Origin of the sequence: Bradyrhizobium sp. (assembly GCF_035652035.1) — a bacterium.
Lineage (GTDB): Bacteria > Pseudomonadota > Alphaproteobacteria > Rhizobiales > Xanthobacteraceae > Bradyrhizobium.
The window spans coordinates 97,574-116,849 of sequence record NZ_DASREO010000022.1; the positions used below are offsets into that span (position 1 = coordinate 97,574).

Below are 19,276 nucleotides of genomic sequence, written 5' to 3' on the forward strand. Positions count from 1 at the left end.
GGCAGATGAGGCCAGCGCGAGGGCGCCCCGGCAGGGTTGTACGATTTGAGCAAGACGCGGCGAAACCAGAAATGGCAGCGTGACCCCGAAGGGATGCGGCTTCGCATTCTCGAGGCGGCCAAGGAGGAATTCGCCGCGCATGGACTTGCCGGTGCGCGGGTCGACCGGATCGCAGCCAAGGCCGGCGCCAACAAGCGCATGCTCTATTATCACGTCGGCAAGAAGGAAGAGCTTTATCTCACGGTGCTGGAAGGCGCCTATGAGAAGATCAGGGTCGAGGAACGCGGGCTCGATCTCGAACACCTCGATCCGCCAACGGCGATCGAGCGTTTGATCGAATTCACCTGGAATTATTTCCTGCGCAATCCCGAATTCCTGGCGCTGCTCAACACCGAGAACCTCGCCAAGGCGCGGCATCTGAAGCGCTCGACCAAGGTCAAATCGATGCACTCGCCGTTCGTCGAAATGATCCGCACGGTGGTGCGGCGGGGCGTAGCGAGCGGCGATTTCGTGGTCGCGGTCGATCCGGTGCAGCTTTACATCTCGATTGCCGCGCTGTGCTTCTTCTATCTCTCCAACAGCGCCACGCTGAGCGTGATTTTCGGCCGCGACCTCCTCAACGAAGAGGCGCGGGACGAACGCCTCGATCATATGGTCGCGCTGGTGCTGGCGGCTTTGACCGGCAAATCCTTTGCAGCCTTCGGCAAGAAGAAAGCGCCGGCGATGTCGTTGCCCGCGTTTTCAAGTGCCGAATGAAGTTCGCCGAAAAATCGCCAATGAAATCACATTGTAGGTTACGCGCGATCGGCCCTAGCGCCAGTAAGGCGGTCCCATATTCTGGTCGATCGTGCCGGGGTAGTCGCCGTCGCCATATTGGCCGCCCCAGCCGGAGTGATAGGTCGGCCGCGCGATACCAAAGTCTTGATGGTTGAAGTCCTCGGCTGTCATCCGGTGTGTCACGCGGTAGTGCCCGTAATATCCGCCCGGCAGTTCGCTGCGGGAAACATAGGCCGCCGCTGTCGCGGGCCCGGCGATCGCCAGGGAAAGTATCGCGGCTCCGATCAATTTGAATTTCGTCATAACGGTTCTCCTTGGTCCACGGCGCACGCAAAAGCGGCAGCCGCGCGGACTTGTCGCAGCTCAAACACGCCGCGTTGCTCGCGCCGTTCGGCTGCTGGGGAGATAACGCCCGAGTGCGGAACACGCGCCGACCGTGTCCCCTAAAATTCTGTTTAGGTCCTCAAATGGAACGGGCCGAAACCGCTGGACAGTATTTATCCAACGGGTTAATTTTATTGAAAATCGAGCATTTCAGGGAGTGAAGCTTGGCCGAGCGGAAGGCGCCAACCAGCGTATCAAGAGCAATGAACGCGGCGTGGGTGCGGCCGTTTTTGTTCCTGATTTTCATCGTCATCGTCTGGGATCTGTCGATCCGCCTGTTCAAGATTCCGGCCTATCAAATTCCTGCGCCCGCCGACGTCGTCGCGGTGCTGTGGCAGGATTGGCCGGAACTGGCGCGGCAATCGTGGCCGACCACCTACGCGACCATCTGCGGCTTCCTGTTGTCGGCGCTGTTCGGCATTCCGGTCGCGATGCTGATCGCGGGATCGAAGACGGTGGAGAGTTACGTCTACCCGCTGCTCGTGTTCTCGCAATCGGTCCCGAAGATCGCGATCGCGCCCTTGTTCGTGGTCTGGTTCGGCTTCGGCATTATCCCGAAAGTCATCTCGGCCTTCCTGCTCGGATTTTTCCCGGTCGTGGTTTCTGCGGTGCAGGGCTTCAAGTCGGTCGATCCCGACATGGTGGACCTCGCGCGCGCCATGCAGGGCAGCCGCTTTCACGTCTTCCGGGCGGTCAATTTGCCGCATGCCATGCCGGCGATCTTTTCCGGCTTGAAAGTTTCGGTCACGCTCGCGGTCGTCGGCGCTGTGGTCGGTGAATTCGTCGGTTCCAATTCCGGCATAGGCTACGTCATGCAGCGTTCGATCGGCACGTTCGATTTGCCCACCATGTTCGCTGCACTCGTGATCCTCGCGCTGTTGGGGGTGATTCTGTTCTGGATCGTCGACCGGATCGAACGGCTCGTCGTGCCCTGGCATGTCAGCCAGCGCGAAGACATCATCGTCGCCGCGTGAGCGGTTCATCGAGACAGGGAAAGCCCGACAAAGGGCAGTTCAAGAATACGACCGGGAGGAATGACATGATGCGTTTGGTTGCGATCCTTGCAACGCTGCTGATCGGAACGATGCTGGCGGCGCCGGCGAAAGCCGCCGACAAGGTCGTGCTGATGCTCAACTGGTACGTCTATGGCGAGCATGCGCCGTTCTATTACGGCAAGGCCAAGGGCATTTATGCCGCTGAGGGCATCGATCTCGAAATCCAGGAAGGCCGCGGTTCGGCTGCGACCACGCAAGCGGTGGCCGCGAAAACCGCGAATTTCGGTTATGTCGACGTGCCGACCATGATGCGCGCGGCGGTGAAAGGCGCGCCGATCATTGCAACCGGCGTGCTGCTCCAGACCAGCCCGATGTCGGTGATGGGCCTGGTCGAGAAGAACATCAGGAAGCCCGAGGACATCAAGGGCAAGACGGTGGCAATCACACCCGCCGACTCGATGACGCAGATCTGGCCGTTATTTTTGAAGAAGACCGGCCTGAAGGAAAGCGACTTCACGACGGTGGCCGGCGACGGCCAGACCAAGCTCAACGCCGTCATCAACGGCCAGGCCGATCTCTTGCTCGGTTACGTCATGGATCAGTCGATGAAGATCAAGGACGCGACCGGCAAAGACGTCTATCCGATCAAGTTCGCCGACTACGGCATCAACATGGTGTCGTCGGGCCTCGTCGCGAATACCGACTACGTCAAGGCCAATCCGGATGTCGTGAAGCGCTTCATGGCTGCGACCACCAAGGCGGTCGAAGCGGCCGAGAAGGACCCGAAGGGTGCGGCGCAATCGATCCTCGATGCCAACCCCAAGGGCGGCAAGATCGATACACTCACGCAGGGCTTCGAGCTGACGATCCCGCTCTATCGCACGCCGGAGACCAAGGACAGGCGGCCGTTCCAGGTGACCGACCAGAACATGACCGACACTGTCAACCTGATGGTCGAATACGGCGGCCTCGATGCCAAGGCCAAGGATAATCCGAAGGCATTTTATACCAATGAGTACTTGCCGAAGTGAGAAATCGTCATTGCGAGCGTAGCGAAGCAATCCAGCGTTACGAAGCAAGGACTGGATTGCTTCGTCGCTTACGCTCCTCGCAAAGACGACGGCTTCAATGAGTTCCGAATGAACGCAGCTAGCAAAGCCTCAAACCCGTCCGCCGCGCACTTGCGCGTCGTGTCCGATCGTGGCGTGACGGCCACGCCCGGCATTCGGCTGTCGGGCGTCTCAAAGACCTATCGCTCGCGTGATGGTGACGTGCCCTCGCTGCGGCCGCTGGACTTTCATATCAATGATGGCGAATTTTTTGTCGTGGTCGGGCCTTCCGGCTGCGGCAAGTCAACGCTCTTGAAGATGATCTCTGGCTTGTTGCCACCCTCGACCGGCGAAATATACGTCGAAGGCGAGAAGGTCGACAAGCCGCATGGCAATGTCGGCATCGTGTTTCAGAATGCGCTGCTTCTGCCCTGGCGCAACATCCTCAACAACGTGATGCTGCCGATCGACATGAAGCGCCTGTCGCGCGAGGAGTTCTTGCCGCGCGCCAGGTCGCTGCTCAAGCTGGTCGGCCTCGAAGGCTTTGAGAAGAAGTTGCCCTGGCAGCTTTCCGGCGGCATGCAGCAGCGCGCCTCGATCTGCCGTGCGCTGGTGCACGATCCCAAGATCATGCTGATGGACGAGCCGTTCGGGGCGCTGGACGCCATGACGCGCGAGCGCATGAATGTCGAATTGATGCGTATCCAGCGCGAGACCGGCAAGACCGTGCTGCTGATAACGCATTCGATTCCGGAAGCCGTGTTCCTTGCCGATCGCGTGCTGGTCATGACCGAACGGCCAGGCGCGATTGCAGCGATCTACGACGTGCCGCTGCCGCGTCCGCGCTCGCTCGATGTGATGAGCGATCCGTTGTTCTCGGAACTGGTGCAGCGCATCCGCAAGCATTTCTTCACCCAAAGCACGCTGGATTAGAGGTGTAGTCCGATGCCGCTGCCTCTCGCCGTGCGGGATATCACGCTTTTCGAACGACCGGTGCGTTTCGCCCGCCCGTTCCGCTTCGGTGCCGTTACCGTCGAGGCGGCCGCGCAGGTGTTTGTGCGCGCCGAAATCGAGATTGAAGGCAAGGGCAGATCAATTGGGGCAAGCGCCGAGTTGATCGTGCCAAAGTGGTTCGACAAGCGGGCGCATCTGTCACCCGAGCAGACGGTCGATGAGCTGCGGCGGTCGCTTGCGATCGCACGCGAGCTTTACATGGCGGGTTCGGGATACGATACCGCCTTCGCCCATCATGCCTCGCGGATTGCGGCGCAGGTCGAGGCTTGCGCGAAGGAAGACATTCCGCCGCTTGCCGCGAACTTCGGCCCGGCGGAAATCGATAAGGCCATTCTCGATGCGTTGTTGCGCGGCGCCGGTGTCAATTTCTTTGACGGGATGGCGGCGAATGTCGCCGGCGTCGACGCGCGGTTATCGCCGGATCTTTCGAACGACGACATTACGCGGTTCCTCGCACGAGGCCGCCGGCGCGACCGCGTCGCGATCCGCCATACTGTCGGGCTCGATGACAAGGTTGAAGGCGAGGGCGGCGTAGCTGATCCCCACGAGAATTCCGGCACACGTTATTTCAAGCTGAAACTCGCTGGTAATCCAGAGACGGATGCCGCGCGGCTGGTCGGCATCGGCCGGGAGCTTGCAAAACTGCCTTACGCCTATCACGTCACGCTCGACGCCAACGAACAGTATGCTGACTTGATCGATCTGCGCACCCTGGTCGATCGTCTCGGCCGCGACGCTGCGTTGGCACCAATCGCAAGCCGGCTGCTTTACATCGAGCAGCCGATGCCGCGTGAGGTGACCCGTACTTCGCCGCTCAAGGACGTCGCGGCCTGCGATTTCATCATCGACGAGGCGGACGATTCCTATAACGCGTTTGTCAGCGCACGCGCGCTCGGCTATCGCGGCATTTCCTCAAAATCCTGCAAGGGCATCTACAAGTCCGTAGTCAATGCAACGCGCGCCGCCAAATGGAGCGCGGGTGGCGAAAAATTCTTCATCGCGGGCGAGGACCTGACCTGTCAGGCCGGCCTTGCCGTGCAGCAGGACCTTGCCCTTGGCGCGTTTCTTGGCGTGACACATGCCGAGCGCAACGGCCACCATTATGTCGACGGCTTTGGCGATACGCCGGCTGACGAGGCCAACGCGTTCCTCGTTGCGCATCCTGATCTCTATGCCCGCGCCGGCGACAAAGTCCGGCTCGCGATCCATGATGGCGATCTCCTCACGGGATCGCTGACCGCACCGGGCTTTGCCTCTGCCACGCATCCGCTGTGGCCAGCCATGCAACCCTTCCAACAAGCAAAAGCAAGAATATTGCAGGAGCAGACGATATGACGACGCAACGCCTCGGCATCATCATGAACGGTGTTACCGGCCGCATGGGTCTCAACCAGCATCTGATCCGTTCGATCATCGCGATCCGGGAGCAGGGCGGCGTGAAACTCTCCAACGGCGATCACGTGATGCCGGATCCGATTCTGGTCGGCCGCAACCCGGACAAGATCGAGGCGCTGGCGAAGCGCTTCGGCGTCGAGCGCTGGACCACCGATCTCGATGCGGCGCTTGCCGACAAGAAAGACGCCGTGTTCTTTGACGCCGCGACCACGCAAGCCCGCCCGGGCCTGCTGACGCGAGCGTTCAACGCCGGCAAGCATGTCTATTGCGAAAAGCCGACCGCGACCAATCTCGAAGAAGCGGTTGCGATCGTGAAGCTTGGCAACAGCAAGGGCCTCAAGCACGGCGTGGTCCAGGACAAGCTGTTCCTGCCGGGGCTGAAGAAACTCGCTTTCCTGCGCGAGTCCGGATTCTTCGGCCGCATGCTCTCGGTGCGCGGCGAGTTCGGTTACTGGGTGTTCGAGGGCGACTGGCAGGAAGCGCAGCGGCCATCGTGGAATTACCGCACGGAAGACGGCGGAGGCATCATTCTCGACATGGTCTGCCACTGGCGCTACGTGCTCGACAATCTCTTTGGTGAGGTCGAAAGCGTGGTCTGCATCGGCAACACTGACATTCCCGAGCGCTGGGACGAGCAGAACAAGAAATACAAGGCGACCGCCGACGATTCGGCTTACGCGACCTTCCGCCTCAAGGGCGGCGTGATCGCACACATCAACATGAGCTGGGTGACGCGGGTCTACCGCGACGACCTCGTCACTTTCCAGGTGGACGGCACGCATGGCTCGGCGGTCGCCGGACTGACCGACTGCATGATCCAGGCGCGGCAGATGACGCCGCGGCCAGTCTGGAATCCGGACGAGAAGCGCCTGCACGACTTCTATGGCGATTGGCAGAAGCTGCCGGAGAACGCGACCTACGACAACGGCTTCAAGGAACAGTGGGAGATGTTCATCCGTCACGTCTGCGAAGACGCGCCGTACAAGTTCACGCTGCTCGAAGGCGCCAAGGGCGTACAGCTCGCCGAATGCGCGCTGCAGAGCTGGCGCGAGAAGCGCTGGATCGACGTTGCGCCGATCAAGGTTTGAGAGGAGAGCGGCCATGAACAAGCCCGTGATGCCCGCCTCATCGCTGTCGCTGAAGTTGCCGACCGCCAGCGGTGCCATGGAAGCCTATCGCCTCGCGGCCTCCCGCAGCTTTCCTTCGAAACTCGAAGGCACGCTCAACCGCGTGACATTCTCGGCGGCGCACGTCGTTGCCAATCCGCTCGCCGATGTCGATCCGTGGCTGACATCAGCGGTTGATTGGGACAAGACAATTGCCTTTCGCGAGCACGTCTGGGACCTCGGCCTCGGCGTGGCTGAAGCGATGGACACGGCACAGCGCGGCATGGGGCTTGATTGGCCGACCTCGCTCGAACTGATCCAGCGGTCGGTGCGCGCGGCGAAGGCGAGGGGCGGAGCGCTGGTATTCTCCGGTGCCGGCACTGATCATCTCGCAATCGAAGATGCAAAAAGCATCGACGACGTGATCCGCGCTTATGAGCACCAGATCGCAGCGATCGAGAAGGCCGGAGGACGCATCATTTTGATGGCGTCTCGGGCGCTGGCGAAAATCGCCCGTAGCCCCGACGACTACGCCAGGGTCTATGGCCGCGTGCTGTCGCAGGTGCGCGAGCCCGTGATCATCCACTGGCTCGGCGACATGTTCGATCCGGCGCTCGCTGGTTATTGGGGCTCGACCGATCTCGGCAAGGCGATGGACACGGCGGTTGCCATCCTCAACGCCCATGCGACGAAGGTCGACGGCGTCAAGATTTCGCTGCTCGACAAGCAACGCGAGATCGACATGCGGCGCAGGCTCGCTGACGGCGTCAAGATGTATACCGGCGACGACTTCAATTACGCCGAGCTGATCGCCGGCGACGACCAGGGCTATTCGCACGCGCTGCTCGGCATCTTCGACGCGATCGCACCGGCTGCGTCCTATGCGCTGTCGCGGTTAGCTGCCTCCGACACGCAAGGATTTCACGACGTGCTTGGGCCGACCGTGCCGCTGTCGCGTCACATCTTCAAGGCGCCGACGCGGTTCTACAAGACCGGCATCGTGTTCATGGCGTATCTCAACGGGCATCAGGATCATTTCACCATGGTCGGCGGGCAGGAAAGCACACGCTCGACCTTGCATCTCGCCGAATTGTTCCGGCTGGCGGATCAGGCGGGATTGCTCGCCAATCCGGAACTGGCGACACGGCGCATGAAGACCGTGCTTGCGCTTCGTGGGCTGGAAGCCTGATGCGGGATTTCTCAGTCGATCACCGCTGGCTGTCGCTCAATACCGCAACCGTCCGCAAGCAGGGCGATCTCGTCGAGATCATCGAGGCCTGCGCCCGGCATGGCATTCGCGCCATCGATCCCTGGCGCGACCAGGTCGCAACCGTCGGGCTCGAGCGCGCGGCGCGCGCCGTGCGCGATGCGGGCCTTGACCTGTCCGGCTATTGCCGCGGCGGCATGTTCACCTCGGACGCTACCCGTCGCACCGAAGTGCGCGACGATAACCGCCGTGCGGTCGACGAGGCAAAGACGCTCGGCGCGCCCTGCATCGTGCTCGTGGTCGGCGGCTTGCCGCAATATTCGCGGCCGGGGAGTACGCCATCCAAAGACATCGTCAGTGCGCGGGCGCAGGTCGAAGACGCCATCGCCGAGATGATGGACTACGCAAAGACGGCGAAAATGCCGCTTGCGATCGAGCCGCTGCATCCGGCCTATGCTGGCGACCGCGCCTGCGTAAACACCACGAAGCAGGCGCTCGACATCTGCGATCGGCTCGATCCCGCCCGCACCGGCGCGCTCGGCGTGGCGCTCGACGTCTATCACATCTGGTGGGATCCGGAGGTGCTGTCGCAAATCTCACGCGCCAGCAAGGACCGCCTGCTGGCATTTCACGTCTGCGACTGGCTGGTGCCGACCAAGGACATCCTCAACGACCGCGGCATGATGGGCGACGGCGTGATCGACATCAAATCGCTCCGCCGCGCCGTCGAGGCGCAAGGGTTTTCCGGCTATTCGGAAATCGAGATTTTTTCGGAAGCCTGGTGGACGAGGCCGCTCGACGACGTCCTGCGCACCTGTATCGAGCGGCATCGCACCGTCGTGTAGCAGCGCCGGTGTAACAAAAGCCCTCCTCAGATCGAACTATCGTATCGGCATACTCGGCTCAGGCCGGGGCAATTCGATTGACGGGAGGGAGACAATGATCGGCGAAGTGATTGTGCTGGGCGATTTGAAGCTGCGGGAAGGCGCCAACTTGGAGGAGTATAACCGTCTGGGCGAGCGCATGTATGGCATCGTCAGCCGATTGCCGGGCTTTCTCTCCGTCAAGTCGTTCAAGGCCGACGATGGCGAAGAAATCACCCTGTTTCGCTTTGCCTCCGAGGACGCGCTGGAAGCCTGGCGGACCCACCCGGAACATGTCGAAACCATGAAGCGTGGGCATGCCGAATTCTACACCAGCGCGTCCTTCCAGATTTGCAAGGTGATCCGCGAGGCCGGGCCGTTCAAGCACGGCTGAAGAAATCAAAAGGCCGCGCCTCACGGCGCGGCCAGCCGGCTTATTTCCTCTCCGCCGCTTCGCCGCCAATGTTGGCAGCGCCAGTGCCGCTACAGCCGCTCGCGCCGTAACGCACGAACTTCTGCACGCGTTTTCCGGTGTCGACCTCGCCGGTATAGACGTTGCCCTGGCTGTCCAGGCTCACCTGATGCAGCCAGTGGAAATCGCCGGCCATCCGCCCGCCATGTCCGAGCCGGCCAAGCTGCTCGAGCTTGTCGCGGCCCATGATGTAGATCGTCTGGTTGGTGTTGTCGCCGACATAGAGACAGCTCTGCTCCTTGTCGGGCGAGAAATTCATCGACACCGCGGTGCCGGGCATGATCGGCTGGGTATAGGTTTTTGCGCTGATGAAACGCTCAGTCACAAAGCCGCACTTGCCGGCTTCACCGTTCGGATTGCTGCATTCCTTGCCGAGGTTGGGATCCTTGCTGTCGAACACCTGGATGCGATCGTTGCCGCGATCGCAGACGTAGATCTTGCCGTCGTCGGCGATCTTCACGCAGTGCACGGGATTGCGGAAGAAGGCGGGCTTGGTTTCGCCTTTGGCGGAGCCTTGCGGCCAGGTGCCGGCAGCAGCCGCTGCCGCATCATCGATCGGGTTGTTTCCGTAGGCGCCGAAATGGCCGACATATTTGCCGGTATCGGCATCGACGATCAGGATGCGCCGGTTTGCGTAGCCATCGGCGACATAGAGGCGATTGGTCTTGGGATCGTAGACCATATCGGCTGGACGATAGAGCAGGGGCGTGCCGTTGATGCCACCCTCCTTGCTGTTGCTGTCGGGCGCGGACGGCGTGCCGCCGATCCGCATCTTGAAATTGCCGTCCATGTCGAACTTCAGGATGAAGCCATCGCCGCCATCCTTGTTGGTGGTCCAGGGAATTTCCTTATCGCCGGTCTTGTGCGCAGGGGAATTGCCGGCGATCCATACGTTATCCTTCGCGTCGACATAAATCCCGTGCTCCACATTCGGCCAAATGCAGCCGGCGTCCGCCTTGCATTTGCCGCCGATGAAGTTCGGATCGGCCGGGCCGCCCCAGGCGCGCAACAGTTTGCCGCTTGCGTCGAATTCCATCACGGAAGGAGCCGCGCGGCAGCAATCGGCGCCAAAACCATTTGCGCGCACAAAGCCGAGACCGTTGACCGGCTGACCCTTGGCGTCGGTTGCGCCGGGGATTGGGCCGTCGAGGCCAACTTCATCGTCGTTGAGCGTGCGTGGCCGTTGATAGACCCAGATATGATCATGATGATCGACATAGAGCCCGCCGATCTGGCCCAGCAGCCAGCTATGCGGCAGCGGCTGCGGCCAGGTGGGATCGACCACAAACTCCGGCGTCTTGCCGGCCGTGGAGCGGTCATAGACGCCGGTTTGCTTTTGCAAGGCATCGACGATGGCGCCTGCCTTCAACGGGCTCGCATCGTCGGCGCGCGCCGGCGCGCCTAAGAGGCCTGACAGTAAGCAGGAAACGAGCAGCGTAAATTTTTGTGCGTTTTTCATCCCCGGGCTCTTTTTGTTTTCGTTGTTGGTATTTTTGCCGTCAGCGAAAATCCTCGCCGGGTTTGGGCCGACTGTCAATTCAGAGCAGGTGGTCCCGATGGCTCAATTGATCGTGCAGGGCACGCTCAAAAATCCGCGAAAGCGGACGCGGCCGCCGCGTACCTGTTGGCCCTTCAGCGCATAGTGCGGAAACCGCGCCAGAAAACCTGAAATGGCGACCGCGCCTTCGAGCCGCGCCAGCGCCATGCCGGCGCATTGATGCGCGCCGGTGGCAAAGGCGAGATGCCGGTTCGGCGTGCGACCGACGTCGAAGGTTTCGGCGTTCTCGAACTGCTTCTCGTCGCGGTTGGCAGCGCCAATGCAAAGCGTGACGGACGTGCCGGGGGCAAGCTCAACATCGCCAAGTTCGACCCTTTCCGTCGTCATCCGGTTGCCGAGTTGGTTGGAGCTCTCATAGCGCAGCATTTCTTCTATTCCCGTTTTGATCAAAGCGGGATTTTCGATCAGCCGCGCTTTTTCCGAAGCGTGATGTGCGAGCGTCACCAGGCCGTTGCCGATCAGGTTGGTGGTGGTCTCGTGGCCGGCGTTGAGGAGGAAAATGCAATTGTGAAGAAGTTCTTTTTCCGTCAAACGCTCGCCGTTGGTTTCGCCCTGGATCAGGCGCGTCAGCACGTCGCGTTCGGGATCGCCCGGTTTCGCGCGCCTGCGCGCCACCAGCGTTTCGAGATAGCTAAGAAATTCCTTGACCGCGTTATTGCCGCGCGCAAATGCCTCTTCGCCGATCACGGGCTCCAGCGCCCCCAGAATGGCAAGCGACCAGTCGCGCAACGGCTCGCGCTCGTCGAGCGGCACGCCGAGGAGGTTGCCTATCACCTCGATCGGGATCGCGGCGGCGAAATCTCCGATCAGATCGACCTCGCTTTTGCGTCCCAAATTATCGAGCAGCCGATCGACAAGCGTTCTTAAGGCGGGCTCCATTTCGGCGATGGCCCGCGGCGACAGCGCTCCCATGATCAACCGCCGCACCCGTGTATGGGCAGGCGGGTCGTTGAAGACGAGACTCGTGGTGTGATGATCGTAGAGCAGGGACGCGCCGTATTTCGGCGCGAATTCCTTCTTCTTGTCGGAAGAGAACACGCGGGTGTTCTTGTAGGCCGTGAGCAGGTCGTCGTAGCGGGTCAGGAAATACGACCCGCTGGCCATGCGCTTGACCGGCGCGTGTTCCCGCAGTGCACGATAGGTCGGATAGGGATCCGCGTAGAACTCGGCCGTCAGCTTCTCGATGTCGAAACTATCGGACAGTTCTTTTTTGCTCATGCCGCTATACCCTTGGCGATGATCGATATGCCATTTTCGGTCTTTCGAAAAGCACAAGTCCCTCTAAAGTCCGTCGCGGAAAGCAGCCAGACACTGATCGGAACATGAAACATGCACGCCCCTAGCGGAGCGCCAACTGAGACCGCGGCTTCCTGGCCGGATGATATCTTTGAAATCTTGCAGCGCTTCGATGTCCGGCAGGTGCCTTATGTACCGGATGCAGGGCATTCGCAGCTGATCCAGCGCGTGCTTGGCGAGCGCTCGATGCGGGCGGTGCCGCTGACGACGGAAGAAGAGGGCGTGGCGCTGCTCGCCGGCGCCTGGACCGGCGGTCAGCGCGGCGTCATGCTGATGCAATCGAGCGGGGTCGGCAATTGCATCAACATGTTCTCGCTGACGCAAATCTTCCGATTTCCATTCCTGACGCTGGTGACGATGCGCGGCGAATGGGGTGAGTTCAATCCGTGGCAGGTGCCGATGGGCTCGACCACCGCTGATGTGCTCGAGCTGTCCGGCATCAAGGTCCTGCGGGCCTCGCATTCAGGTGAGGTGCGTGACGTCGTCGAGGCGGCGGCAGGCCAAGCCTACAATGCCTGCACGCCGACGGCCGTGCTGTTGTCGCAACGTTTGATCGGCGCAAAGGTGTTCGTGAAATGAGCAAGGAAACGAACAAGGCAAATCTTCTCGAACGCCGCAGCGTCGTCGCTGCCCTGCTCGAGGGCCGCAAGGATGCGATTGTCGTCGGCGGGCTTGGCGCCTCGACCTACGATATTGCCGCGGCTGGCGACCACGACCGCAATTTCTATCTGTGGGGCGCGATGGGCGGCGCCGTCATGATCGGACTTGGCATCGCGCTGGCCCAGCCGGAACTCCCGGTCGTCGTGATCACGGGCGACGGCGAGATGCTGATGGGGATGGGAAGCCTCGCCACCGTCGGTCTGCAACAGCCGAAGAACCTTTCCATCATCGTGCTCGACAATGAGGTCTATGGCGAGACCGGCGGGCAGGCGAGCCACACCGGGGGGAACACCGATCTCGTCGGCGTGGCCAGGGCCTGCGGCATCAGCCATGCCAGCACGCTGGCCACGCTCGCCGAGATCGACACGTTTGCGGCCTCGATGCAGAACGTTGCGGCGGGACCGCGCTTTGCCTGCATCAAGATCGACAGCGCCAATCTCGAGCGGGTGCTCGCCAACCGCGACGGCACCTTTATCGTGAACCGGATTCGGGGCGCGCTGGGCTATAGCCCGATCTAGCTCGGTCCGCGCGACTACCGCGAGCGATGCAACCTACGGGTCTGCAACGATAATTTTGCGTTGCAGCATTCTCCTTGACTTCGCCATAAAGGTGAGTGCTTACTCACAACGATGAGCACCCTTCGGATGACAAGTGATCTGAGGCGTCAGTTGATACTGGGCGCCGCCAAGCGCTGCTTCGCACGCCATGGTTTTGCGGGCACCACGACCAAAAGCGTGGCGGCGGCGGCTTCGATTTCCGAAGGATTGCTGTTCAAGCATTTTCCCACCAAATCGGCGCTCTATGCGGAAATCCTTGCAGAAGAGTGCGCCGCCGATCCGGCGCTGCAAAGCCTGCTCGAACTCGAGCCGTCGACTGAGACGCTGGTGATCCTGATCCGCGAGATGGTCCGCCATTTCGACGAGGTGCACACCTTGCCCGATCAGGAGGAAGCCCAGCGCATGCGCCTGATGCTGGCGAGCCACCTCGATGATGGAGAGTTCGCGCGGCTGATCTACGAAAAGGTCGGCGGTTTGATTGGTCCGATCTTCGAGGCTTCGGTCAAGCGCGCGATCGAAGCCGGAGACGCCACGCATATCGGGCGCGAACCCATGAACCTGTTCTGGTTTGCCCATCATAGCCTGATGATGGTAACGCTCACGCGCCTGCCGGCCGTTCCGTGCCTTTCCTATGGCAACAAAGGCGCGGATTTCGAACGGCAGCTTTGCGAATTTATCCTCCGCGGCATCGGGCTGAACGAAGCTGCGATCACCCACTACCTCGACCGTGATTTGGCTCGGGTTTCCGGGCAGCCGGCAATTGCAGAGAGCGCATGACCATGAACGTTGTGACCGAAAGCCATATCTCGGGAAAGCCGGTCGGCGAGAAACCGCATTCGCGTCCGGTTCGGACGGTGCGCTGGTTCATCATTGTCGGGAGTTTGCTTGCCGTTGTGGTAGGCGTTCTCGTGTATTTCAAATTCGTATTCCTGCCGAATCTGTTCAAGGAGATCTTTAGCAAGCCGCAGCCGCCGGCGAGCGTCAGTATTGCCGAGGCGAAGTCCGAAGTGGTTCCGAATCTGCTGACGGCGGTCGGCGATCTCGCTGCGGTGCACCAGGTGAACGTGACCTCCGATGTCTCCGGGCGCATCACCGACATCATGTTCACGGCCGGCGCCTCGGTGAAAGAGGGAAGCCCGCTGGTGCAGTTGTTCGACGGTCCTGAGCAGGGCGATCTCGCCAGCTTCAAGGCGCAGGCGACGGGCGCGCAGCTTGCGCTCGACCGTGCCAAGCAGCTCGCGGCGCGCCAGTTCGGACCGCAATCGACGGTCGATGCCGCGCAGGCCACTTACGATCAGGCCATCGCCGGCATTTCCAAGACCGAGGCACTGATTTCGCAAAAACTCGTGCGTGCGCCGTTCGATGGCGAACTCGGCGTTCGTCGGGTCGAACTCGGTCAGTTCCTCAGCGCCGGAACCCAGATCGTCACCTTGACCGATCTGTCGATGCTGTACGCCAACTTCACCGTGCCAGAGAAGGCTAGCGGCGCGCTCAAGGTCGGCCAGACGGTGCGGATCTCCGTCGACGCTTATCCGGGTCGCACCTTCGATGGCAAGATCACCACCATCGAGCCGCAGATCCAGTCTGACACGCGCAACATCCGCGTCCAGGCCACGATCGCCAATCCGGACAAGATCCTCAAGCCCGGCATGTTCACGACCACGACCGTGGTGCTGCCAGACAAGCCGGCGGTCGTCACTGTGCCGGAGACCGCCGTCGACTACACGCTGTATGGCGATTCCGTCTTCGTGATCACCGAGAAGAAGGGCGATGACGGCAAGACCAGCTTGACGGCCGTGCGCACTTTCGTGCGGACAGGTGATCGGGTCGATGGCCGTGCCGAAATCCTTGAAGGCCTCAAGACCGGCGATCGCGTGGTTGCGGTGGGCCAAAACAAGCTGCAATCGGGGATAGCCGTCGCAATCTCGACCGATCCGCCGCCGCCGATTCCGGCGAAACCGCCGCGCTACTGATAGTGCGCGTCTGCTAATTCAAGAGAGTCGGAGCGTCCGATGGTCTGGACCGATATTTTTATCAAGCGACCGGTGCTGTCGGTCGTCGTCAGCCTGCTGATCCTTTTGATCGGCTTGCGCGCCGCGGCCGTGCTGCCGATCCGGCAGTATCCGCGACTGTCGAATACGGTCGTGAACATCACGACCGTCTATCCCGGTGCGGCGGCTGACCTGATCCAGGGCTTCATCACCACGCCGATCGAACAGGCGGTCGCCTCGGCCGAAGGCGTTGACTACATGACCTCGTCGTCGGTGCTCGGCACCAGCACGATCCAGGTCTACATCAAGCTCAATTTCGATCCGAACCAGGCGCTGACCGAAGTTCTCGCCAAGGTGAACTCGGTCAAATACCTCATTCCCAAGGAGTCCAACGACCCGATCGTCACCAAGACGACCGGGCAGACCACCGCCGTGATGTATCTGGGTTTCTCGTCCGAGGTGCTGTCGGGATCGGCGATTTCGGACTACCTGACGCGCGTGGTGCAGCCGGTGCTCTCCACAGTCGACGGCGTTGCCTCGGCCGATATTCTCGGCGGGCAGACTTTCGCGATGCGGGTCTGGCTCGATCCCGTTCGCATGGCCGGCCGTGGCGTTTCGCCGGCGGATGTGCAGGCCGCGATCGCCGCCAACAATTTCCAGGCGGCCGCGGGCCAGGCCAAGGGCTTCTTTATCGTCTCCAACGTTTCGGCCAACACCGACCTGCAAAATCTCGAGCAGTTCAAGAAGATGATCGTCAAGTCCAAGGACGGCGGCTTCGTCCGGATCGACGATATCGCAACCGTCGAACTTGCGGCGCAAAGCACCGACGCCAGCGTCGCCTTCAACGGCGAGCACGCGATCTTCATCGGCGTGCAGGCGACGCCGACCGGCAACCCGCTGACGCTGGTGAAGGGTGTGCGCGCGCTGTTCCCGGAACTCGAGCGAAATCTGCCGCCGTCGATGAAAATGAAGGTGGCCTACGACTCCACCAAGTTCATTCAGTCCTCGATCGACGAAGTGGAGAAGACGCTCGGTGAGGCGGTCCTCATCGTCGTCGTCGTCATTTTCCTGTTCCTGGCCTCGTTCCGCTCAGTGCTGATCCCGGTGGTGACCATTCCGCTGTCGCTGATCGGCGTATGCAGCCTGATGCTGGCTGCCGGCTTCAGCTTCAACCTCTTGACGCTGCTCGCGATGGTGCTCGCGATCGGCCTTGTCGTCGACGACGCGATTGTCGTCGTCGAGAACATTCACCGCCATCTGGAAGAGGGCAAGCCGCCGGTGCAGGCTGCCATGATCGGTGCGCGCGAAATCGTCGGCCCCGTTATCGCGATGACCATTACACTCGCCGCTGTGTACGCGCCGATCGGCTTCCTCGGCGGCCTCACCGGTTCGCTGTTCCGCGAATTCGCGTTCACGCTTGCCGGATCGGTGATCGTCTCCGGCGTCATCGCGCTGACCCTGTCGCCGATGATGTGCTCGATGTTCCTCCGAAGCGCGGAAGAAGGACGGTTTGCCCGGATCGTGAACCGGGTATTCGGTGCAATAACGCGCGGGTATGGGCGTCTGCTCGATCGCTCGCTCGACTATCGCCCGATCACCGGGTTGTTCGCGCTCACGATCCTGGGACTAGTCGGATTCCTTTATTTGTCCACCGCCAAGGAACTCGCTCCGGAAGAGGACCAGGGCATCGTCTTTGCGGTGACCAAGGCGCCGAAATACGCCAACATCGACTACATCGACTACTACGGCGACAAGCTTGACAAGACCTTCGCCAAGTTTCCCGAAACCGACCTGCGCTTCGTTCTCAACGGCATCAACGGGCCCCAGAACGGGATTGCCGGCATGCTGCTGACGCCGTGGGATGAGCGGAAGCGCTCATCCATCAAGCTGAAGCCGCTGGTGCAGGCAGAGCTGAGCAAGATTGAAGGCGTCAACGCGTTTGCGTTCAACCTGCCGCCGCTGCCGGGCGGTCCCGGCGGCCTGCCGGTCCAGATGGTGATTTCCTCGACCAATGGTTTCCAGGCCGTCTACGAACAGATGGCCAAGCTGAAGGATGCTGCGCGCAAGAGCGGACTTTTCATCGTTTCCGACAGCGATCTTGACTTCAATCAGCCGGTGGTCCGGATCAAGGTCGATCGCGCGAAGGCAAGCGATCTTGGGCTGACCATGGCGAGCATCGGCAATTCGCTTGCCACGATGCTCGGCGGCAACTACGTCAACCGCTTCAACCTCGAGGGACGATCCTATCAGGTGATCCCGCAGGTGCCGCGCGTGAGCCGGCTGTCGCCAGAGGCCCTCGGCAACTATTATCTGTCGACACCGACTGGCCAGCAGATTCCGCTGTCAACGGTGGTATCGATCGAAACCGGGACCGATCCCAACGCGCTGACCCATTATAATCAGCTCAACTCGGCAACCTTCCAGGCGGTGCCGATGCCCGGTGTGACGGTGGGACAGGCTGTCGACTTCCTCGAGGGTGAGGCGAAAAAGATGCCCGCCGGCTTTACCCACGACTACCTTGCCGATAGCCGGCAATACGTCCAGGAAGGTAATCAGCTCGCGATCACCTTCGCCTTCGCGCTGATTATCATCTTCCTGGTGCTGGCGGCGCAATTCGAAAGCTTGCGCGATCCGCTCGTCATCATGATCAGCGTTCCGATGGCGATCGTCGGCGCGCTCATCCCGCTGTTCTTCGGCGTGGCGACGATGAACATCTACACTCAGGTCGGCCTGCTGACGCTGGTCGGATTGATCAGCAAGCACGGCATTCTGATGGTGGAGTTCGCCAACGAGCTGCAGCTCAATGAAAGCCTCGACCGCCGTTCCGCGATCGAGATGGCGGCCCGCGTCCGGCTTCGCCCGATCCTGATGACAACGGCGGCGATGGTCACCGGCCTGTTGCCGCTGCTCACCGCGTCAGGCGCAGGCGCAGCGAGCCGATTCTCGATCGGCCTCGTCGTCGTCGCCGGCATGACCATCGGCACGCTGTTCACGCTGTTCGTGCTGCCGGCGGTCTATGTGTGGATCGCAACCGACCACCGCGCCGGCGCCGAATCCGAACGTGCGAAGGAAATCGCCGAGTTCGATCTCGGCAACAAGGCTTTGAAGCCGACGTGAGCCTGCTTGCCGGCTGGACTCGTTCTGGCCGAAATGATCGTATGGCGCTCCTTTGGAGTTAGGAGCGCCATACATGGTCAGTGATTTCGCAGCCGGCAATTATCGCTTCATCCCGGGCGTGTTCCAGTATTCGAGTGGCGTCTGCGCGCTGCCCGGCTTTGCGATCGAGCGCGTGCGCTTCGACAAATTGCTGCCGCTCGCCGAAGGCTTTGCGCAGGCGGCCAGATACATCCAGGCCGCCGGGCAAAGGCTGACGTCATTCTGTGCCTGCGAATTGCGTTCGCCGGCAGCGTTCAGCGAAGCCGGCTTCCTCGCCTTCAACCAGCACTATGTGAAGACGCTCGCCGAGTGGGGCATCTTCGACGGCACCACCAATCCCGTGGCGCGCAGCAATGTCTGCCCGGAGATCGATCCGCCGGCCGTGCCGTCGTTCTTTGCCTTCTCCTTCGTTTGCCCGGTCGATGGACAAAGCCGTGCCGCGACGCCCGATTTCGTCATTGCCGGCAGCGCGGAAGCGCGCGGTGGCACCGGCAGCTATCCCGAGCGGATCGTGCGCTACCGCGATCTCAGCCCGGAGGGGATGAAGGAGAAAGTCGCTTTCGTGGTGCGCGAAATGGAAAGCCGGCTCGCCGGGCTCGGTTTTGCCTGGAAGGACACGACGGCGACGCAAGCCTATACCGTGCACGACTTCCACCATGCGACGACCGAAGAACTGGTGCGCCCTGGCGCCATGCGTTCCGGTCTGACCTGGCACTTCGCGCGTCCACCAGTGGTCGATCTCGAATTCGAGGTGGATTGCCGCAGGGTGTGCCGGGAGGTGGTGGTTTAGCGACCG

At 61.4% G+C, this 19,276-nt stretch carries 18 protein-coding genes; 15 read left to right on the forward strand and 3 right to left on the reverse strand.

The annotated features are described in order from the left end of the window. Positions 1-45 precede the first annotated feature (45 nt). Positions 46-756, forward strand: a complete 711-nt coding sequence (locus VFB05_RS08410; RefSeq protein ID WP_414643167.1) for a TetR family transcriptional regulator — start codon at positions 46-48, stop codon at positions 754-756. Between the two features lie 54 nt (positions 757-810). On the opposite strand, the gene VFB05_RS08415 is transcribed toward VFB05_RS08410, so the two are convergent. After that, entirely contained in the window at positions 811-1,080 is a 270-nt protein-coding gene (locus VFB05_RS08415) for a hypothetical protein (protein WP_325010952.1), read from the reverse strand. 284 nt (positions 1,081-1,364) lie between these two features. On the opposite strand from VFB05_RS08415, the gene VFB05_RS08420 reads away from it, so the two are divergent. From VFB05_RS08420 to VFB05_RS08455, 8 genes are all read left to right on the forward strand, one after another. Then, a complete protein-coding gene (locus VFB05_RS08420; RefSeq protein ID WP_414643170.1) occupies positions 1,365-2,135 on the forward strand; it encodes an ABC transporter permease in 771 nt (256 codons plus the stop codon). 68 nt (positions 2,136-2,203) lie between these two features. Beyond that, complete coding sequence (locus tag VFB05_RS08425) at positions 2,204-3,187, forward strand: ABC transporter substrate-binding protein (protein ID WP_414643171.1); 984 nt, start codon at positions 2,204-2,206, stop codon at positions 3,185-3,187. A gap of 108 nt (positions 3,188-3,295) precedes the next feature. Then, positions 3,296-4,138, forward strand: coding sequence for an ABC transporter ATP-binding protein (locus VFB05_RS08430; RefSeq protein WP_325010959.1), 843 nt, complete (start codon positions 3,296-3,298; stop codon positions 4,136-4,138). Between the two features lie 12 nt (positions 4,139-4,150). Next, a complete protein-coding gene (locus tag VFB05_RS08435; RefSeq protein WP_325010961.1) occupies positions 4,151-5,554 on the forward strand; it encodes a hypothetical protein in 1,404 nt (467 codons plus the stop codon). Continuing rightward, positions 5,551-6,702, forward strand: coding sequence for a Gfo/Idh/MocA family oxidoreductase (locus VFB05_RS08440; RefSeq protein WP_325010962.1), 1,152 nt, complete (start codon positions 5,551-5,553; stop codon positions 6,700-6,702). The genes VFB05_RS08435 and VFB05_RS08440 overlap by 4 nt, the downstream gene beginning before the upstream one ends. Positions 6,703-6,715: 13 nt before the next feature. Then, entirely contained in the window at positions 6,716-7,909 is a 1,194-nt protein-coding gene (locus VFB05_RS08445) for a dihydrodipicolinate synthase family protein (RefSeq protein ID WP_325010964.1), read from the forward strand. Beyond that, entirely contained in the window at positions 7,909-8,772 is an 864-nt protein-coding gene (locus VFB05_RS08450) for a sugar phosphate isomerase/epimerase family protein (protein WP_325010966.1), read from the forward strand. Before VFB05_RS08445 ends, VFB05_RS08450 begins: the two co-directional genes overlap by 1 nt. A 94-nt stretch (positions 8,773-8,866) precedes the next feature. After that, entirely contained in the window at positions 8,867-9,184 is a 318-nt protein-coding gene (locus VFB05_RS08455) for an antibiotic biosynthesis monooxygenase (protein ID WP_325010969.1), read from the forward strand. Positions 9,185-9,224: 40 nt separating this feature from the next. On the opposite strand, the gene VFB05_RS08460 is transcribed toward VFB05_RS08455, so the two are convergent. Together VFB05_RS08460 and VFB05_RS08465 are read right to left on the reverse strand one after the other, a co-directional pair. Further along, positions 9,225-10,721 carry a hypothetical protein gene (locus tag VFB05_RS08460; RefSeq protein WP_325010971.1) on the reverse strand — a complete coding sequence of 499 codons (1,497 nt, stop codon included), beginning with the start codon at positions 10,719-10,721 and terminating at the stop codon, positions 9,225-9,227. A gap of 102 nt (positions 10,722-10,823) precedes the next feature. Continuing rightward, the gene (locus tag VFB05_RS08465; RefSeq protein WP_325010973.1) at positions 10,824-12,038 is read right to left on the reverse strand and encodes a cytochrome P450; all 1,215 of its coding nucleotides are present in this window, start codon (positions 12,036-12,038) and stop codon (positions 10,824-10,826) included. Positions 12,039-12,149: 111 nt separating this feature from the next. Between VFB05_RS08465 and VFB05_RS08470 the strand changes: the two genes are divergently transcribed. The 6 genes from VFB05_RS08470 to cnbZ all read left to right on the forward strand — a co-directional run bounded on the left by VFB05_RS08470 (position 12,150) and on the right by cnbZ (position 19,270). Beyond that, on the forward strand, positions 12,150-12,695 hold the full coding sequence (locus VFB05_RS08470; RefSeq protein WP_325010975.1) for a phosphonopyruvate decarboxylase: 546 nt from the start codon (positions 12,150-12,152) through the stop codon (positions 12,693-12,695). Then, complete coding sequence (locus VFB05_RS08475) at positions 12,692-13,294, forward strand: thiamine pyrophosphate-dependent enzyme (protein ID WP_325010977.1); 603 nt, start codon at positions 12,692-12,694, stop codon at positions 13,292-13,294. Before VFB05_RS08470 ends, VFB05_RS08475 begins: the two co-directional genes overlap by 4 nt. A 111-nt stretch (positions 13,295-13,405) precedes the next feature. Next, positions 13,406-14,110 (forward strand): helix-turn-helix domain-containing protein, encoded by a 705-nt coding sequence (locus VFB05_RS08480; protein ID WP_325010979.1) that lies wholly within the window; start codon positions 13,406-13,408, stop codon positions 14,108-14,110. Positions 14,111-14,112: 2 nt separating this feature from the next. Then, a complete protein-coding gene (locus tag VFB05_RS08485; RefSeq protein WP_325011219.1) occupies positions 14,113-15,306 on the forward strand; it encodes an efflux RND transporter periplasmic adaptor subunit in 1,194 nt (397 codons plus the stop codon). A gap of 39 nt (positions 15,307-15,345) precedes the next feature. Further along, entirely contained in the window at positions 15,346-18,441 is a 3,096-nt protein-coding gene (locus tag VFB05_RS08490; RefSeq protein WP_325010982.1) for a multidrug efflux RND transporter permease subunit, read from the forward strand. Positions 18,442-18,514: 73 nt separating this feature from the next. Then, a complete protein-coding gene (cnbZ, locus tag VFB05_RS08495) occupies positions 18,515-19,270 on the forward strand; it encodes a 2-amino-5-chloromuconate deaminase CnbZ (RefSeq protein WP_325010985.1) in 756 nt (251 codons plus the stop codon). Positions 19,271-19,276 lie beyond the last annotated feature (6 nt).

Bases quoted from the DNA above. Each gene is read 5' to 3' on its own strand.
- cnbZ (WP_325010985.1), top strand. From the start codon at position 18,515: ATGGTCAGTGATTTCGCAGCCGGCAATTATCGCTTCATCCCGGGCGTG.
- VFB05_RS08460 (WP_325010971.1), bottom strand. From the start codon at position 10,721: ATGAAAAACGCACAAAAATTTACGCTGCTCGTTTCCTGCTTACTGTCA.
- VFB05_RS08445 (WP_325010964.1), top strand. From the start codon at position 6,716: ATGAACAAGCCCGTGATGCCCGCCTCATCGCTGTCGCTGAAGTTGCCG.
- VFB05_RS08485 (WP_325011219.1), top strand. From the start codon at position 14,113: ATGAACGTTGTGACCGAAAGCCATATCTCGGGAAAGCCGGTCGGCGAG.
- VFB05_RS08420 (WP_414643170.1), top strand. From the start codon at position 1,365: ATGAACGCGGCGTGGGTGCGGCCGTTTTTGTTCCTGATTTTCATCGTC.
- VFB05_RS08425 (WP_414643171.1), top strand. From the start codon at position 2,204: ATGCGTTTGGTTGCGATCCTTGCAACGCTGCTGATCGGAACGATGCTG.
- VFB05_RS08435 (WP_325010961.1), top strand. From the start codon at position 4,151: ATGCCGCTGCCTCTCGCCGTGCGGGATATCACGCTTTTCGAACGACCG.
- VFB05_RS08480 (WP_325010979.1), top strand. From the start codon at position 13,406: ATGAGCACCCTTCGGATGACAAGTGATCTGAGGCGTCAGTTGATACTG.
- VFB05_RS08415 (WP_325010952.1), bottom strand. From the start codon at position 1,080: ATGACGAAATTCAAATTGATCGGAGCCGCGATACTTTCCCTGGCGATC.
- VFB05_RS08470 (WP_325010975.1), top strand. From the start codon at position 12,150: ATGCACGCCCCTAGCGGAGCGCCAACTGAGACCGCGGCTTCCTGGCCG.
- VFB05_RS08450 (WP_325010966.1), top strand. From the start codon at position 7,909: ATGCGGGATTTCTCAGTCGATCACCGCTGGCTGTCGCTCAATACCGCA.
- VFB05_RS08490 (WP_325010982.1), top strand. From the start codon at position 15,346: ATGGTCTGGACCGATATTTTTATCAAGCGACCGGTGCTGTCGGTCGTC.
- VFB05_RS08465 (WP_325010973.1), bottom strand. From the start codon at position 12,038: ATGAGCAAAAAAGAACTGTCCGATAGTTTCGACATCGAGAAGCTGACG.
- VFB05_RS08430 (WP_325010959.1), top strand. From the start codon at position 3,296: ATGAACGCAGCTAGCAAAGCCTCAAACCCGTCCGCCGCGCACTTGCGC.
- VFB05_RS08455 (WP_325010969.1), top strand. From the start codon at position 8,867: ATGATCGGCGAAGTGATTGTGCTGGGCGATTTGAAGCTGCGGGAAGGC.
- VFB05_RS08440 (WP_325010962.1), top strand. From the start codon at position 5,551: ATGACGACGCAACGCCTCGGCATCATCATGAACGGTGTTACCGGCCGC.
- VFB05_RS08475 (WP_325010977.1), top strand. From the start codon at position 12,692: ATGAGCAAGGAAACGAACAAGGCAAATCTTCTCGAACGCCGCAGCGTC.